Here is a 15,491-nt window from a genome sequence, read left to right as displayed (position 1 = left end):
CAACAGACCAAGAGACCAATATGACCACCCTAGAACTCACCCAACACCTAATCGACGAATTGAGCCCCCAACTAGGCCCCGGCGAAGCAGCCTCCGTATCCCGCCTGGTGCTGGAGGATGTTTTCGGCTACCGCCGGGGGAGTTATCCCCGGCAATTGAGCCAGGAGGAGCAGATTCTTGCCTGGACGACCATCAATCAACTAAAAGCCGGGGAACCCGTGCAGTACGTCACGGGAATCGCCGACTTCTACGGCCTGCAGCTTAGGGTAACGCCCGACGTATTGATTCCCCGCCCGGAAACCGAAGAGCTGGTGGAATGGATGCTGGAAAAAATGGCTCCGGGGCAGGAACTGCGGGTGATGGACATCGGCACCGGTTCGGGCTGTATCGCCCTGGCGCTCAAACATAAACGGCCGGAGTGGACAGTTGAAGGCTATGACGTCAGCACTGATGCCCTGAACATTGCCCGGGAGAATGCCGAAAAACTCGAACTTGACCTGGTTTTTCATCAAGGAGATGTGTTGGCCTCAGCGCAGTCTTTTGGCGAGGGCGACTACAACGTAATCGTGTCCAATCCGCCCTACATCCCACCGTCAGAGAAAAACCAGATGGGGGCTTCCACCCTTGCCCATGAACCTGATTTGGCACTGTTTGTGCCAGAGGAGGATCCCTTGTTGTTTTACCGGAAGATTACTGAAATAGCGGCCGCCACCCTTCTGCCGGAGGGCTACTTGTTTTTCGAAACCAACGAATTCAACAATGAGCGGGTGGTGGATTTGTTGAAAGAACGGGGCTTTACTAAGGTGGAGGCACGGCAGGACCTTCGGGGGAAGTGGAGGATGGTCATGGGCAGGAGATAGCAATTCGTGGTCGAGGAAGCCTAGCGAACCGGTGTCGGTTCGGTAACCGACTATACTCATCTCGAAGTGGTTTGGGAAATTAAGTGGTGCTGAGCGCCAGCAAAAACTATTGATCTCAGGTCAACTGCATCCCAAACCTTCACGGTTTGGGTTTACATAGCACTGCCTTGCCGTTGTGAGCAGCACGTGAGAGGTCTGAAACAACAAGGGGCGCAGCCTGGCGAAGCGCTAAAATGCTGCTAAGTTGATTTCTTCGCGCCGGTTGGGTAGTCACAAATAGCCGGTAAATCAGACCTTTTCGAATTCCTGAATCTTTTCCTCGAGCCAGCTTTTGGAGGCTACGTATTGCTCGGTTTTCAGGTCCGCTTTTAGTTTGGTAATGCCGGCCAGGTCTCCGGGCAACAGCCTGGTGAGGCGACGGGTGTAGAGGACCAGGTTTCGGTAGAGTTGGTCCCGGTTTTCGGTTAACTCTTTGTGGCGGTTGAGGTAGGCGATGGTAGAATCGAAGAAAGAATCGAGAACCATGTCTTCGTCAAGTTCATAGTAAATGGCCAGCAACATCATCTTCGTGTTGAGGTTGAGGGTGATGTCTTGATAGTCGACCTCACGCAGATAATCTTGTGCGGTGCCAAATTTTTTCTGGTAGAAGTAAATCATTGCCAGATTGTAGTTGACCGTATTCCCTCGATCTGCGTCGGGAAGCTTGTCCTGATAGCTGTGAACGTAGTTTTCGGCCCAACTATATTCACCCGACAGCATGGCTATCTGTACAGTATTTTTGAAAGCCCCGGGATCAATAGAATCGTTTTCAAAGGCAGCGTTATGCTCAAGCGCAAACTTGTAAACATCAAGGTATTCGTTTAAAAACTCCCGCTGCCCTTTGTTCATCTTTATCACGCAGTAATTCAGCGCAGGGTGGATGAAAGCGTAACCAGGTTGAACCACCAACTGCGTATTCAGTCCGAGGACAATGGCCTTATACTGGTAGTAGTAGTCGTCCATGTCCGTCTGGGTAATCATCTTGTACATCAAGTAGTAAGTAGTTACCAGTGGTTCATCAAGATAAGCACTTTGCGTGTCGAGAAGGTTTACAACTTCATCCGCTAATAGAAGGCTGTAATTCTGCTTTTCGAAATCGCTCCGGCTGTCTGCATTTACGGCGTCTTTCAACTTTGAAATAATGAAGTAAATATCAAGCGCACGGCTAATCTCTTCAACGTTTGATCGCTCATTTCGTCGTTGGTCAAAGTTGAGCAGCGAGTGCTTTTTGAACTCAAGGAGGTGCAAGTAGAGGTAGCGTAGCGAATCGTTTGAGTTGGACGCTGAGATTAAGTCGTCCCAGTTCCGTTCAATGCCTTTGATCAGTTTTTCTGACCGCTGTTTCTCCAGCGCTGAGAAATAGAGGTACCGGCGCAGTTCGGGCTCTTGCTGCAAGGTTTCCTGCATCAGGTACTCTTTGATCAATTTGAAAAGATCGGAGGTGTATTTGCGAAACCGGGTATCGTTGTAAGGCTTTTTTTTGCCAAGGACCGCTTGCCATATTTCCTGTTTATTTAGTGTTTTTTTACGGTCCAGTCGTTTAGTTATTTCTTCAAAAAAGAGCAGTAAATCTTCGTTTGCTGAAAAGAATGGGGATTGGATCAGTTTGCGACATCCGCGCCGTTGTGCACGGTCCAGGCTGGCTAAAAGGCTAATTAACTTATTGGATTTTTCATTCATTGTTCACAAAATTACGACTTAACTACTTAACCTACAGTGAACAAAGTGAGGAGTTATGGTTTTATTTTTTCACCTGTAAATTGTAAAAAAATAGTAGAAGCTAGCTATACGTTGTTCGTTCTTGTTATATTGCGGTCCAAACTATTTTAATAATCCCTACCTCATGAATCTACGGCTACACAAGTTGGTATTGCTGTTCTGCTTGGTGGCCATCTCTTTTGGGGTGTCTGCACAGGGGGTTGAGGAGGTTTTTGTTTTGGAAAACGAATCGTACACCTTCAATTTTCTGTCTCGTTTCCAACCTGCAGTGGGGCGTTCTCCCGAACATGGTGACGTTACCATCGAAGAAGACTCAGGTGCTCCCTCCAGCTATGTTCTAACTTATACACCGGACGCTAATTACCTTGGGGACGATGATTTCCTGCTCGTTAGTTTCCCCTTTACCGTCAACGTTGCCTTTACCGAGTTCGATGTTACCGTCGCTAAAGCAGAGATGAAAGCCCGTCATGATTATGCAACTACCGGAGCCGGTTTACCGGTAACTGTGGATGTTACCGTCAATGACTCTACCAATGTAGGTTACATGATGGTTACTTCTGCTCCTACGGTAAATGCCGGCAGTGCTGAGGTAATTGATAACCAAATTGTATTTACGCCGGAACCTGGATTCTCCGGACTTACGGACCTGAACTACGTAGTCTGCTCTTCAGCCGGCGTTTGTGACTTAGGCACCGTATCCGTTATCGTTCTCCCCGAAGCCGGAAGCACCGTTTCGGACACCATCCGGGTGTTTACCAAACGGGATGAGCCGCAATACATCTTCGCTCCAGAGGATGCGATACCTGCCGGTGAACCGACTTCAGGTTCTATGGTCTCCGTCAATGGGGTAATGGCTTACCAGCCAGATGCTGATTTCGTGGGAGATGAATTCCTGTCCTACACTTCTCCGGGAGCCTCAGTTCCTACCGTTTACCACATTACGGTACTGGATGTAGAGACGAATGATTTTGCTTTTGAAGACCGTGCCTACACCGCAATTGGACATAGAGCCAAACTCAATGTACTGCGCAACGACCTTTACGATGTGTTTGCCGATTGCATCACTTTCGGTGCGCCACAGTTTGGTAGCATTGTACAAACAACCCGCAAAGGGGAAGTGATTTATACGCCACCAACTGGTTGGTCTGGTGTGGACAAGTTCACTTACTCCTCCATGGCTCCTGGCTGTGATGGTGAACCTGAAGTACAAACTGTTTACGTTTTCGTATCTAATTTTGCACCGGCAGTCGAAGAAACTACTTTGACTACTCCTGCAGGTACTCCAATCGATTTGACCTATACTACTCCAGGAGGAGTGGCAGCATGGTCCGTCGTTGAACAGCCAACTCAAGGTATTGTGATTGCTGACCCAATTACGGGTAAATTAAGCTACACCCCAAATCCGGCGGCTGCCGGGCAAACGGACCAGCTGACGCTGCGTTACTGCCTCAATATAGACGAGAACGGTAACTGTGCCTTTAGTTCAGAGGTGACACTTTCTGTAAACATCACGGCTGAGAACCCGAATGCCTGCATTGACGAAGATTGTGTCTGGCCCGGTGATACAAATAATGATGGTGTTGTTGATGTTGGAGACCTTTTACCAATTGGCCTTGCAATGGGCGGCACTGGCACACCTCGCCTTTCGGCAGACCCAGCGAGTTGGTCTGCTCAGTATGGTGAAGACTGGGATGATGACATCAACGGTCTAAACCTCAAACATATTGATGCGAACGGTGACCAAATCATCAGTTCCCTGGATACCCAGGTTGTGATGGAAAACCTTGGTTTACAGCACCGCCTGCGTTCTGCTCCATTAGATTTTGCTCCTTTCGAGATCAGCTTCCGTGGCCCTCTTGTTGCGGAACCCGGTGATATGATTTCTCTTGAAATTCTAGCGGGTAGTTACGATGCTGTCATTATTGATCTTGCCGGATTTAGAATGCCTTTTGTGTACGACAACTCGGTAGTAGATCCAAACCAAATCGATATTGCCTTCATGGAGGATAGCTGGATTAGCTACGATAGTCCTATTCTCTCTGTAAAAACTAATGATGTTATAAAGGGAAGGCTTGATGCTGCAGTTACTCGTACCAGTAGTGACGCCGCAAGTGGATTCGGACTAATTGGTCGGCTGGATGCAGTCATTATTGACCTGGCCGGATTTAAAGACAGCCCTTTAAGCACCACTGATGAGGACGAGGGAACTACAATCACAACTTCCTTCGGTGGAGAGGCAGCCACGACCATGAATTCTGCTGGCCACCTTGACGCTGTTAAGGTCAACCCCTTCGAGCTTAAAATTAAACAAACTCCCGCCACCGAAGTAGGAGATTTCATTCCTGCGGAAGCAGCCGATTACCTGGATGGGAAGTTGCTTGCTTACCCTAACCCCACGGCCGATCAGTTGGTGGTACACCTCAACGGTCAGCAGCGGTTTAACTCCCTGCAACTCACCGACCTTACTGGCCGGACGATCCGCAACGAACAAGGACTCGACACCAATCATCGGGAACTGTCGCTTGGCACCCTGCCCAATGGCATCTACACCCTGACAATCACTACCGATGATGGTGTGGTGAATCGGAAAGTGGAAGTGCTGCGGTAGAGTAACAACTGCTAAGAAAAAAATAAAGCCCTTCAACTTTCAAGTTGAGGGGCTTTGTATTTTGTGGGAGAAGACGGTATCCATTAATTAGAATCTGCGATTCGAAACAGGCACCGCGACGGCCATTGAAATCAGGTAGCAAGACTAACCAACCCCATTCCAGTAACCACGCTCAACGGCGTTATTTGGTACCCATCAAACTCAGCAAATAGGGACATCTGACCACCGCCGCTAATGGCGAGTAGGGTATAGACATGCTGAAAGTTCTCCCCAACTGGCATCGTCTCACCACTGCTGTCAACTAAGAATGTTTGACGGGCATCTTTTACAGGACGAACCTGCTGCAGATAAACGGGGTAGGCAAACAGCCAGGGATTAACGCTAATGGCTTTTTTATAATTTTCGCGCAAATCTGAGAAGGCGGTGTAGCCTCTAAGGCCATCGTAAGGCCGGCCGCCGGGGATTGGCGTTGGGAAAACTGCACGTTGCGGATAGCTGCCGGGGTAGAAATGGAGTTTTCCGGTAAAGGATGCTGCAAGGGGCCAGGTGCGTTCAAATGGCCGGTCGCCAAAGGTATAGTCGAGTAGTAAGGCGAAACGACGGCTTTGCTCACCTCGTAACCAGGCGCGGCGAAAACGAAGTTTGTCTTCCTGCCCTTCTACAAGTCCCAGAACCAGCCAATGGTCCTTTAGCCCGGGGCGTGCGAGAATGTCTTCTTTCCGGGTGTTGATGCCGGCAAATTGCAGTAATTCCTGGTGTCGGTCTGGTGGAAGTTGTTCCCGGTTCCTCCAGGCCCGGACGAAGAGGTGGAGATCGCCCAGGGTCCGGGCGACTTCGGCTTCGGTGCCATCGGCACCGAGGCTGGCCAGGCGTCGGAGTTTCCCGGCGGGGCCGGGAAGTTTTGTATCGATCAGGCGGGCCGCGGCGGCAAGAAACTGGTCCTGTCCCTGGGCCAGGGTGTCGGCGATTCCCCGGCGGACCATGTCGAGCAACCGAACTTCCAATTCCCCGACACCTTCGGTCATTAGCTGTAACCGGGCCTCCAGCCGGTCGTCGGCAGCAATTTTATCGATGACTGGTTTTGACGACTTCTCTGCCTGAAACTGTACGGACCGGACCCAGGAAGGTGGTTGGGCTACGGCAATACGTTCCTGCGCATTCTTGAGCATTAGCACCAGCGCCAGGCCATGCGCACAGGGGCGCTGCCGTGCCCGGCAGCTGCAGACGTATTTCCCCGTGGTGAGTTTAACGGCAGATTCTATGGCTTTACCCTGCGGGTTGGGGCCGTAGACGAACTCCCCCCAGAGCCACTGTCCGTCGCCGCCAACCAGCCGCCAGCGGCGGCTATAGAAGAGCTTCCGGCCAGCCTCCAGGGTTTTAGCGTCGGACGCTAGGCGGAGTAGATCATCGGGGGAGGAGATAGTTTTCAGGGGGACAGGATTCAGTGGTCAGGCATCTGGATTCAGTGGGCAGGTTTCAGACGTCAGGTTTCAGACGTCAGGTTATTGGCGAGGGAGACAGGCTGTGGAAGGAGAGTGTGCTCTTTAAAGCTTTTTTTGCACCTGCGTCCGCGCCATATGCCTGGCCAGATGGTCAAGGAAAAAGCTCCTATTCTCCTTCTAAGTTACCGAAAGTAAAGTAAGTAGGCCGTGGCAAAGGGGACGACAAAAATAAACGCGTCGAACCGATCAAGCAAACCACCGTGGCCGGGTAATAGGTTACCGCTGTCCTTGACGTTGACACTGCGTTTGAGCATGCTCTCCACCAGGTCGCCAAGACCACCAAAAACGCCGACGATAACGGCGAGGCCAAGCCATTGAGCAAGTGGAATTTCGTCGAAGATGAAACTGAGCAGCCATCCGAATAGAAGAGTAGTCACAAGTCCTCCGGTGCTGCCTTCCCAGGTTTTCTTCGGAGAAATGCGTGGAAATAGTGGCGTTTTCCCGATCAGGCTCCCGGTTAAGTAGGCACCGGTGTCGTTGACCCAGGTAAGGACCAGTAGTCCGAAAACAATGCGGTGCCGGAATTCAGGACCATCGAATGCGATGAAGTCCACGAGGGCAAAAGGGAGGCCAATATAGAAGAGGCCAAGGATCATGAACGCAATGTTGGCAAAGGGTTCTTTGCTATTGCTGTAGAGCTCGTAGATGAAGATGGTGAAAACGAGGGGGGAAAAAATGATGGCGGAAATTGAAATAAAATTCTCCGGATCACTTACGTTCTGTAGCTTTAGTACGGTGACTAAGGCTACGGGCATGAGGCCCAATACCACACCGAACACCTTTCGGATTTTATCTCTACGGGTGTGTAAATCAAGGGTGAGACCGAAGAATTCCCAGAGGCAGCCAGCTGCAATAATGAGGAATAAAGCGGCGAAGGTGTAGGGGCCGGTGAAATGACCGGCCGCCATAATGATTACAAAAATAACGGCCGTTACCAGCCTTCTCCAGAGTCCTTGCATGTATAATAAACTATAAAAATTGGGTTCCCCTTGCGGACAAGATAAGCAAGTGAGGGGACTAACACATTTGTCAGATCGGGTTGACCGGAAATATGACCAGAAGAGGAGCGTTACGTGGGCGGGGCCGCAGGTGCAGGGGGATGTTGTGCGGCAGTTCCTTAAACTGTGGGCAACGGTACAAGTAATAATTACGTGATGTTACAATAAGACCGTAGTTTGGAGCTCATAACGAATCCTTTATTATTCTCGATGTCAGACAAGACTGTCACCTTGGAAGATATGGCGGTTGCCTGTTCAACCGGGCAGGTGGCGGCACAGCGTGGTCTGTACAAGCGGCTCTATCCCTACGTGATGAGTATTGCTCTCCATTATGCAGGGCAACGGGAGGAGGCCGAGGAGATAACCCAGGATTCATTCGTAAAGCTTTTCTATCAACTGCGAAAAACGGTGCCTACCGGATCTATTCGCGCCTACATGAGCAGGGTTGTCATCAACACCTCGATTGACTTGATCCGGAAGCGGAAGCGGCAACCGATTACTGAAGAAATAACAGACCGGTATTTGAATAAGGCAGGCCGTTCCCGTAATTTGGGTAGCGACCGGCTGGAAGAAGCGGAGATTTACCGGCTGCTGCAAATGTTACCCCCTTCGTATCGCTTGGTTTTTAATTTACACGTACTGGAAGGGTACACTCACCCTGAGATTGGCGAAAAACTTGGTATTAGCGAAGGAACTTCTAAATCTAATTTATCCAAGGCCCGGAAAAAACTGAAGCAGTTGGCCAAGGATTTTTACCAACTAAATGAAGCTTACGATTTTGAATAAGCTCGAAAAACAATTACGCGCCAGCCGTGGCCGGGAAATTCCTGACCTGACGCCTCCCCCCGGAGGCTGGGAATCGATTAATGCAGCACTCAACGAAGATCCTATCGGAGAGCAGCCACGAGTTGGTTCGACAGTTCTACCTGCCTGGGTTAAATTGGGCGCCGGTGGAATGGGTATCCTCCTCCTGGTTATCGTTGCGGTACTCATGCCTCCAGGCATGAACGTGCCTGAAGAACAAGAGGCAGTTACAGGGGCACAGCAAGCGTCGGCTTTGGATAAAGTGGCTGATGTGGAGAAAGTATCCAGGATACCTGAACAAAGGGAGGTGCAACGGAACGAGGAAAGAGGCACCGGGACCAGTAAAACAACGGACTCCTACGATATTGTGAAGCCGGATGAAATAATTGCACCAGCAGGTAAGAGGACGTTTGTCGAGCAACGCGAAGAAAATATTTCCGAACAAAAGGTCGCAGAAGAACAGCGGGAGGAACGTTCGGGCAGTAACGAGTTAACGGGGAAAGTAGCTGGAAAGAGTGAAGTACCTGTGACGGTTGATCTTCAAAGTGGAATAACATTACCCGTTACCAGTGTTGACGAGGCGGAATCAACGGCCATTGATACAGCAGATCGGGAAGAAGTTGGTCCTGAGCCAAAGTCCGGGACCTCTACTGCCGTTAACCGATCAGTTTACCTGCCGGTTGAGTTGCCGTCACTTCTGTTCAGCCTTGTATCACCAACGGAGCAATGGTCAACACCATTACCGCCGGTGGCTTCCGGAAACCGGGGGTTGTTTAAAATTCGCCGATTAAGGGCAAGGTCAGAATGGCAATTTCATGGCTCCGTAAGCGGCTTCGTTGGGGAGGACTATGACGGAACATTAGCTTACAACGTGGCTCCGGTTGGCAGCTCTGGAACCTTCTTCGTACGGCCCAGCGGAGGACTTATCCACGTAGAGCCCGATGCCGTACGCGGTAATTCAAACCGGTTGGAACAGATTTACCTTAAGGCAGGGGTCAACCGGCAAACGAGTTCCGGTCTTTTGTTTCGGTCTTCCATTGGGGTGTTCCGCAGTAAATCGTTTCAGATTGGACCAGATGGGGAGCTGATGGCTGACGAAGTAGAGGTGAAAACGGCAAAGAATGAAACCATCGTTCCGGTAGAATTGGGGCTGCAGTATACTTTTCTTCGGCGCCGTCGGGTGAAACCCTACGTTGGGATCCATTTGGTTGGGTACCTGAATTATCTGGGGGTTGATGAGTCGTACTTTACGGAAGGAGCAACCGCCGAGGAGGGCTTGGTGAGCAGGCGCCACGACCAGGAGTTTATTGCATTAGCACCTGACCTGGCGGTTACTTTAGGCCTGCAATATCAGCTAACCCGCCGGATCTCCGCCGGGGCCTTTTTGTGGGAGAATTTGGGGGGCAATTTCCATGCTCAGGCACCATTTGGAATGGAAGTTCGGTACTCCCTGAAATAAACCCTACCTTTTGGCTGCAAAAACAATGCAGTATTCCATGGCCAAAGGTAAAACAGATGACGATCTTAAGTTGTACTACTCCATTGGGGAAGTGGCTGAGCGACTCGGTGTAAATGCTTCGCAGTTACGGTTTTGGGAAAATGAGTTCGCTCACATCAAACCCAATAAAAATAGCCGGGGAGAGCGGCGGTTTACGAAGGATAACATCCGTCAGCTGGAACAAATTGAGTATTTACTCAAGGAACGTGGCTTTACTATCGAGGGGGCACGGAAGGAAATTGCGACCGGGAAGAACAAAGCTTCGGATAAGGGCGAGATGATTGACCGGCTGCGGGAGGTTCGGGTGCGGCTGACGCAATTACTTAAGGAGGACTAATCTTCTGTATTACCTTCGTGTTTCATGGCTTACCTGATTTATTATCTGCTCCTGTTGCCGTTGAGCTGGCTCCCCATCTCCGTTTTGTACGGACTTGGGCGGTTGTTTTATTTTCTGGGGTATCGGGTGTTTAAGTACCGAAGAGGCGTAGTGGTTGACAACATCAGAGGATCTTTTCCGGAATGGAGTGAAGCTGAAGTTGAGATGCAGGTACGTAAGTTCTATCGCTATTTCTTTGACTCGTTGGCAGAATCCATCAAGTTGTTCTCCATGAGCGAAGCGGAAGCCGCGCGCAGGTGCCGGGTGGAGAATCCGGAAATCGTGGACCACCTCGTCAGGGAGGGGCGTAGTTTCATTGGTTATGGGGCACATTATGCCAACTGGGAAATGGCTGCGTTGGCGTTCCCTGCCCAGTTCCCAGGGTTAACGGTGATGGGGATTTACAGCCCGCTGAAGAACATGGTGATGGATAAGCTCACCTCCGCTAACCGTAGCCGTACTGGGACTTACCTGGTGTCTCGGCGTGTAGTGGATCAGTATTATGAAGAGGACCCTGTACGGCCAGCTATCGACTTCTTCATCGCCGATCAGTCGCCCAGCAACCACTCCTGGAAAAAGGTCCACTGGACGCGCTTCCTTCACCGGACGACCAGCTTCCTGATGGGCCCGGAGCGCTATGCTGTTCGTTATAACCGACCGGTATATTACATGAGTTTACGGATGGATAAGCGGGGTCACTACGTCGCCAGACTTCACCCGGTAACGGATGCACCACGTGAAACCGAACCTGGGTTTATTACGGAAACGTTTGCGCGCATCCTGGAAAAGGAAATTCTTCGTGACCCAACCCCCTGGTTGTGGACCCACCGGCGCTGGAAACGTGGGGTGGCACCGGAGGCTGCGGCGGCCATGGAAGGGAAGGAATGGGTTGCCGGGGAGTATGAGCGGTAGGCTTTCCCCCGGATTGCGTTGTCGGCTTCGTCGACTACTTCAGCCGGGATTAAAGCGGTTTGATCCCTCGGGGATCTGGGTGGCTCCCGGATTACGTTGCCGACTTCGTCGACTACTTCAGCCGGGATTAAAGCGGTTTGATCCCTCNGGGATCTGGGTGGTGTGTGGCTCCCGGATTACGTTGCCGACTTCGTCGACTACTNCANCCGGGNTTAAAGCGGTTTGATCCCTCNGGGNTCTGGGTGGTGTGTGGCTCCCGGATTACGTTGCCGACTTCGTCGACTACTCCATCCGGGGTTAAAGCGGTTTGATCCCTCCGGGGTCTGAGGATAAGTAGGACTATTGGGCAGTAAACCAAATAGTCCAAATTAGCGAATCAGGAAGTGGGGGAGGGGGCAGTTGTTCCTAGTGTAGGCAGGTAGCGAAGCACACCTTTGTCCATCGGTGTCCAGATCGCAGTTTTTACGCCAATGCGCCGCAGGCCGATGTTGACCCAGGTGTTGCAGGTTTTGAAGCAGGAGTAGTTTCCGTTGGCTTCGTAGAACCGATCAAGCGGGGTGTAGCCTTCGCCCACTAACTCGGTGATCTTACCGGAAGCATCAGTATGAAAGGATGCCATAATGTAAACGAATAATTCTTCCAGCTGCGCGTCATTGAGGTTCAGTTGCGACCAGGTGCGGTTTACGACCCGATGTTCCGTTACGTGCATCGCGGTGGGGCTGGGTAGGAACATGGCCCTTATGGCAACTTTGGCACTGAGATCGGCCCAGGTGGGAGTGTCTAGGTAAAAACCTTTGTCTCCCCAGCCGATGCCGACGAATTTGGTGTCTGGCCCGGTGCGAAGCTGAGCGCTTAATTGTGTGGGGAGGAGGTTGACGGGAATGACGAAATCCAGATGTACACCATTGGAAAAGGCATAAAGCCGATTATTTTGATCCTCCTCCGGCTGATCCGTGTTGACCGGGATCCAGGAAAGTAAAAATGAAAAGGCAACGTAGAGTAAGATAAAGGCGACGAGGAAGAGAACGATTCGCCAGAGGTAGAGGAGGAAGGACTTCATATCGGGTAAGATACGGTGAGAGAATGAGTGAATAATGGAATGTGAGAAGGAGAGGCCGTTGAAGGCCTACAGCGTAGTTAGAAGTAGTGCGCTAGCGTCGCTGCTATAGAGCTTAAGAAGTTCATGATGAATTAATCTTAGCTGGCCCTTACTTCCTTGCTCCTTTCGCACTTTTCTCTGCACCTGCGTCCGCGCCCGAAAAAATGTTGAACGCTGGCCCCTTTTTACCGTTATGCCTGCATGAGCAAACGTAAAATATTCGATTTCCTCCGAGGCCTGCGCGAGAATAATAGTAAAGAATGGATGGACGAAAACCGGCAGCAATACCATGAAGCCAAGGACATCTGGCTGGAAGAAGTAGCCGGGTACCTTAAACGCCTGGCGCAACACGATCCGACAATAGAAAAGCTGCCGCCCAAAAAGACGATCATGCGGATCAACAATAATAATATGTTTCACCCGGACAAGCCGACCTATAAGGATAGTTTTGGCTTTGACCCCTACAAAGGCCGTAATCGTCCGGCATTTTACGTTCACCTCAGCCCCAGCGGTAGTTTCCTGTACGGCGGGCTTTGGCGGCCTGATCCCGATGCGCTGAAGAAGATGCGGGAGTCCATCGACTATGACGGGGACGAACTGATGAGGATAGTTAAGAAGAAATCCTTCCAGGATTTTTTTGGTGGACTGGAACCCGATACTGAAGCTTTGAAGACCAGTCCGCAGGGCTATTCCTCAGATCATAAACACATCGAGCTGCTTCGACACAAGAACTTTACCATCGTCCGACCGCTGACCCAGGAAGAAATTGTCGCGACTGATTTTGTGGATACGGTGGAACGGGGGTTTGTGGAGATGGCTCCGTTTTTGGGGTATTTGCGGCGGGCGGTTGAGTTTGAGGAGTGAAAGGTATAACCTTTGGACCTGGCCATAGTAAGGTAATTTATGTTTTTGAAAATGTTCCAACCAGGCCTTGCGTCAGGGACGCTACCTTTACCCAGGTTGATGCGTATTTCGTTTAAATTATTATATGGTAAATGTAGTTAATTTTAAACAAAAAGTTTATTTAAATCCAATCACTTTCAATCATGCCCTCCACCACCACACTCTGGACCCCCTCATCCGCCTTCCAAAACAACTCCAACCTGGCCGCCTACCAACGCTGGCTAGAGGTAAATCATGGTTTGTTTTTTCCAGATTACCACGCCCTTTGGGAATGGTCGACGGAGCATCCCGATAAATTTTGGGAAACCATAGTGGCATACTTCGAGGTTCAGTTTTACCATCAACCAACAGAAACCCTGACCGGTGAAATGCCGACTGCTAAGTGGTTTGCCGGTGGCACCCTCAATTACGCCGAGCACATCTTTCGTAATAAAACGGACGATCGGCCCGCTCTCCGGTTCTACAACGAAACCGGGAACCTTGACCTGAGTTGGAACGATCTGGAGCAACGGGTGATCGCTGTCCAGAACTGGTTGATTTCCCGTGGAGTAGGGCAGGGAGACCGGGTCGCAGCCTACCTACCCAACATCCCCGAAGCAATTGTTTGCTTCCTCGCTGCCAACGGGCTCGGCGCAGTATGGTCCTGCTGCTCGCCGGATTTTGGTGTCGAAACGGTCATTGAGCGCTTCACCCAAATTGAACCCAAGGTGCTGATCGTTTGCGACGGTTATCGGTACAACGGTAAACCACACGACCGGCTGGCGGTAGCCAGCCAGTTGCGCAAGGCACTGCCTACGGTGCAAAGTGTTGCCCTCGTTCCCTACCTCAATGCTGAGGCCACGATCCCCAACACAGCACTTTATTCCGAACTTTGCACCCGCGACTGCGCCGGAAAAAGCATCACCTTCACCCCGGTTCCCTTCGATCATCCGATCTGGGTGCTGTACTCTTCAGGTACCACGGGCCGGCCCAAAGCGATCACCCACAGTCATGGCGGGGTATTGCTGGAGCATCTGAAATACATGGCCTTCCACAATGACGCGAAGGCCGGAGAAAATTTCTTCTGGTTTACCACTACGGGTTGGATGATGTGGAATTTTCTGCAGGCAAGTATGCTGGTGGGGGCCGTCCCGGTGCTCTTCGATGGCAGCCCGGGCTACCCCTCACTTGACCGCCTCTGGGAGATTGCCGGGGAGCTTCCGATGCACCACTTTGGTACGAGCGCGCCTTACCTCACGGCCTGTATGAAGCAGGGGCTGGAACCGAAAAACATCGCCGACCTTAGTGCGCTGCGGTCCATCGGTAGTACCGGTGCGCCGCTCCCGCCGGAGGCTTTCGACTGGGTGTACGAATCCGTCAAGGAAAATATCTGGTTGTGTTCGATGAGCGGTGGAACGGATGTTTGCACGGCTTTTGTGGGTGGCATCCCGACCCGGCCGGTGCGGCGGGGTATGATCCAGGGACGGGCACTCGGTTGCGCGCTTCATGCTTTCGATGAGGCGGGGACGCAGGTGCAGGGGGAGTTGGGGGAGATGGTGATTACCCAACCCATGCCCTCCATGCCCATCTACTTTTGGAACGACCCCGAAAACGAACGCTACCGGGCCAGCTACTTCGCCGACTTCCCCGGCCAGTGGCGCCACGGCGACTGGATCAAGATCGAAGCCGACGGCCAACTCATCATCCAGGGCCGGTCAGACGCAACGCTCAACCGTAAAGGCGTCCGTATCGGCACCGCCGAAATTTACCGCGTCCTCGACCAAATTCCTGGCTTGGCCGACAGCCTGGTCCTCAACCTCGAGCGCCCCGACGGCTCTGACCACATGCCACTTTACGTCGTTGCCCCCGATGGATTGACCGACGAACTCAAAACAGCCATCAATCATGAACTCAAAACCCAGTGTTCCCCCCGACACGTTCCCGATGAGATTATCCTGGCTCCAGACATCCCGTATACGCTAAGCGGCAAAAAAATGGAAGTCCCCGTCAAGAAAATCCTCCTCGGAATGGACGTTAGCAAAAGTCTGAACCGCGACGCGGTTCGGAACCCGGCGGCCTTGGATTGGTTCTTAAAGCAATCTTAATGTAGCCCCCCTTATTGCCTGAGTGCCCTTAATGGTTCCCCTGCCACGCCGAGCCCCCCCCTTCCTCCTTAGTGTAGCCCTTACTACCT

At 51.5% G+C, this 15,491-nt stretch carries 13 protein-coding genes; 9 read left to right on the top strand and 4 right to left on the bottom strand.

Annotated elements, in window-relative coordinates; genetic code table 11:
- The first annotated feature begins 20 nt into the window (after positions 1 to 20).
- Complete coding sequence (gene prmC / locus B036_RS0113140; protein WP_020569185.1) at positions 21 to 860, top strand: peptide chain release factor N(5)-glutamine methyltransferase; 840 nt, start codon at positions 21 to 23, stop codon at positions 858 to 860.
- Positions 861 to 1,148: 288 nt separating this feature from the next.
- Here the strand turns inward: prmC and B036_RS0113135 are convergent, their stop codons facing one another.
- Positions 1,149 to 2,579, bottom strand: coding sequence for a hypothetical protein (locus B036_RS0113135; protein WP_020569184.1), 1,431 nt, complete (start codon positions 2,577 to 2,579; stop codon positions 1,149 to 1,151).
- 163 nt (positions 2,580 to 2,742) lie between these two features.
- Here B036_RS0113135 and B036_RS0113130 point away from each other — a divergent pair, with 163 nt between their 5' ends.
- Positions 2,743 to 5,226 carry a T9SS type A sorting domain-containing protein gene (locus B036_RS0113130; protein ID WP_020569183.1) on the top strand — a complete coding sequence of 828 codons (2,484 nt, stop codon included), beginning with the start codon at positions 2,743 to 2,745 and terminating at the stop codon, positions 5,224 to 5,226.
- Between the two features lie 131 nt (positions 5,227 to 5,357).
- Here the strand turns inward: B036_RS0113130 and B036_RS0113125 are convergent, their stop codons facing one another.
- Positions 5,358 to 6,395, bottom strand: a complete 1,038-nt coding sequence (locus B036_RS0113125; RefSeq protein ID WP_020569182.1) for a hypothetical protein — start codon at positions 6,393 to 6,395, stop codon at positions 5,358 to 5,360.
- A gap of 18 nt (positions 6,396 to 6,413) precedes the next feature.
- Here B036_RS0113125 and B036_RS0113120 point away from each other — a divergent pair, with 18 nt between their 5' ends.
- Positions 6,414 to 6,620, top strand: coding sequence for a hypothetical protein (locus tag B036_RS0113120; protein WP_020569181.1), 207 nt, complete (start codon positions 6,414 to 6,416; stop codon positions 6,618 to 6,620).
- A 230-nt stretch (positions 6,621 to 6,850) separates the two neighbouring features.
- On the opposite strand, the gene B036_RS0113115 is transcribed toward B036_RS0113120, so the two are convergent.
- On the bottom strand, positions 6,851 to 7,687 hold the full coding sequence (locus B036_RS0113115) for a phosphatidate cytidylyltransferase (RefSeq protein ID WP_020569180.1): 837 nt from the start codon (positions 7,685 to 7,687) through the stop codon (positions 6,851 to 6,853).
- A gap of 249 nt (positions 7,688 to 7,936) precedes the next feature.
- Between B036_RS0113115 and B036_RS29265 the strand changes: the two genes are divergently transcribed.
- Genes B036_RS29265 through B036_RS29260 form a run of 4 tightly spaced genes read left to right on the top strand, consistent with a single transcriptional unit; the run spans position 7,937 to position 11,316 of the window.
- A complete protein-coding gene (locus B036_RS29265) occupies positions 7,937 to 8,512 on the top strand; it encodes an RNA polymerase sigma factor (protein ID WP_020569179.1) in 576 nt (191 codons plus the stop codon).
- Positions 8,490 to 9,989 (top strand): hypothetical protein, encoded by a 1,500-nt coding sequence (locus B036_RS0113105; RefSeq protein ID WP_020569178.1) that lies wholly within the window; start codon positions 8,490 to 8,492, stop codon positions 9,987 to 9,989. Before B036_RS29265 ends, B036_RS0113105 begins: the two co-directional genes overlap by 23 nt.
- 10 nt (positions 9,990 to 9,999) lie before the next feature.
- A complete protein-coding gene (locus B036_RS0113100; protein ID WP_211217399.1) occupies positions 10,000 to 10,365 on the top strand; it encodes a MerR family transcriptional regulator in 366 nt (121 codons plus the stop codon).
- A gap of 24 nt (positions 10,366 to 10,389) precedes the next feature.
- Positions 10,390 to 11,316 carry a lysophospholipid acyltransferase family protein gene (locus tag B036_RS29260; protein WP_020569176.1) on the top strand — a complete coding sequence of 309 codons (927 nt, stop codon included), beginning with the start codon at positions 10,390 to 10,392 and terminating at the stop codon, positions 11,314 to 11,316.
- A 376-nt stretch (positions 11,317 to 11,692) separates the two neighbouring features.
- On the opposite strand, the gene B036_RS29255 is transcribed toward B036_RS29260, so the two are convergent.
- Entirely contained in the window at positions 11,693 to 12,376 is a 684-nt protein-coding gene (locus B036_RS29255) for a TIGR02117 family protein (RefSeq protein ID WP_020569175.1), read from the bottom strand.
- Positions 12,377 to 12,616: 240 nt separating this feature from the next.
- Between B036_RS29255 and B036_RS0113085 the strand changes: the two genes are divergently transcribed.
- Both B036_RS0113085 and B036_RS0113080 read left to right on the top strand, forming a co-directional pair.
- Positions 12,617 to 13,279 carry a DUF2461 domain-containing protein gene (locus tag B036_RS0113085; RefSeq protein WP_020569174.1) on the top strand — a complete coding sequence of 221 codons (663 nt, stop codon included), beginning with the start codon at positions 12,617 to 12,619 and terminating at the stop codon, positions 13,277 to 13,279.
- Between the two features lie 182 nt (positions 13,280 to 13,461).
- Positions 13,462 to 15,402: an acetoacetate--CoA ligase gene (locus B036_RS0113080; RefSeq protein ID WP_020569173.1), complete on the top strand. Its 1,941-nt coding sequence runs from the start codon at positions 13,462 to 13,464 to the stop codon at positions 15,400 to 15,402.
- The last annotated feature ends 89 nt before the right edge of the window (positions 15,403 to 15,491 follow it).

Origin of the sequence: Neolewinella persica DSM 23188 (genome assembly GCF_000373105.1) — a bacterium.
GTDB classification, from domain to species: Bacteria; Bacteroidota; Bacteroidia; order Chitinophagales; family Saprospiraceae; genus Neolewinella; species Neolewinella persica.
This window is presented reverse-complemented; position numbering and strand designations above follow the sequence as displayed.

Excerpts from the sequence above, each read along its gene's own strand:
- prmC (WP_020569185.1), top strand. The coding sequence starts at position 21 with ATGACCACCCTAGAACTCACCCAACACCTAATCGACGAATTGAGCCCC.
- B036_RS0113135 (WP_020569184.1), bottom strand. The coding sequence starts at position 2,579 with ATGAATGAAAAATCCAATAAGTTAATTAGCCTTTTAGCCAGCCTGGAC.
- B036_RS0113130 (WP_020569183.1), top strand. The coding sequence starts at position 2,743 with ATGAATCTACGGCTACACAAGTTGGTATTGCTGTTCTGCTTGGTGGCC.
- B036_RS0113125 (WP_020569182.1), bottom strand. The coding sequence starts at position 6,395 with ATGCTCAAGAATGCGCAGGAACGTATTGCCGTAGCCCAACCACCTTCC.
- B036_RS0113120 (WP_020569181.1), top strand. The coding sequence starts at position 6,414 with ATGCGCACAGGGGCGCTGCCGTGCCCGGCAGCTGCAGACGTATTTCCC.
- B036_RS0113115 (WP_020569180.1), bottom strand. The coding sequence starts at position 7,687 with ATGCAAGGACTCTGGAGAAGGCTGGTAACGGCCGTTATTTTTGTAATC.
- B036_RS29265 (WP_020569179.1), top strand. The coding sequence starts at position 7,937 with ATGTCAGACAAGACTGTCACCTTGGAAGATATGGCGGTTGCCTGTTCA.
- B036_RS0113105 (WP_020569178.1), top strand. The coding sequence starts at position 8,490 with ATGAAGCTTACGATTTTGAATAAGCTCGAAAAACAATTACGCGCCAGC.
- B036_RS29260 (WP_020569176.1), top strand. The coding sequence starts at position 10,390 with ATGGCTTACCTGATTTATTATCTGCTCCTGTTGCCGTTGAGCTGGCTC.
- B036_RS29255 (WP_020569175.1), bottom strand. The coding sequence starts at position 12,376 with ATGAAGTCCTTCCTCCTCTACCTCTGGCGAATCGTTCTCTTCCTCGTC.
- B036_RS0113085 (WP_020569174.1), top strand. The coding sequence starts at position 12,617 with ATGAGCAAACGTAAAATATTCGATTTCCTCCGAGGCCTGCGCGAGAAT.
- B036_RS0113080 (WP_020569173.1), top strand. The coding sequence starts at position 13,462 with ATGCCCTCCACCACCACACTCTGGACCCCCTCATCCGCCTTCCAAAAC.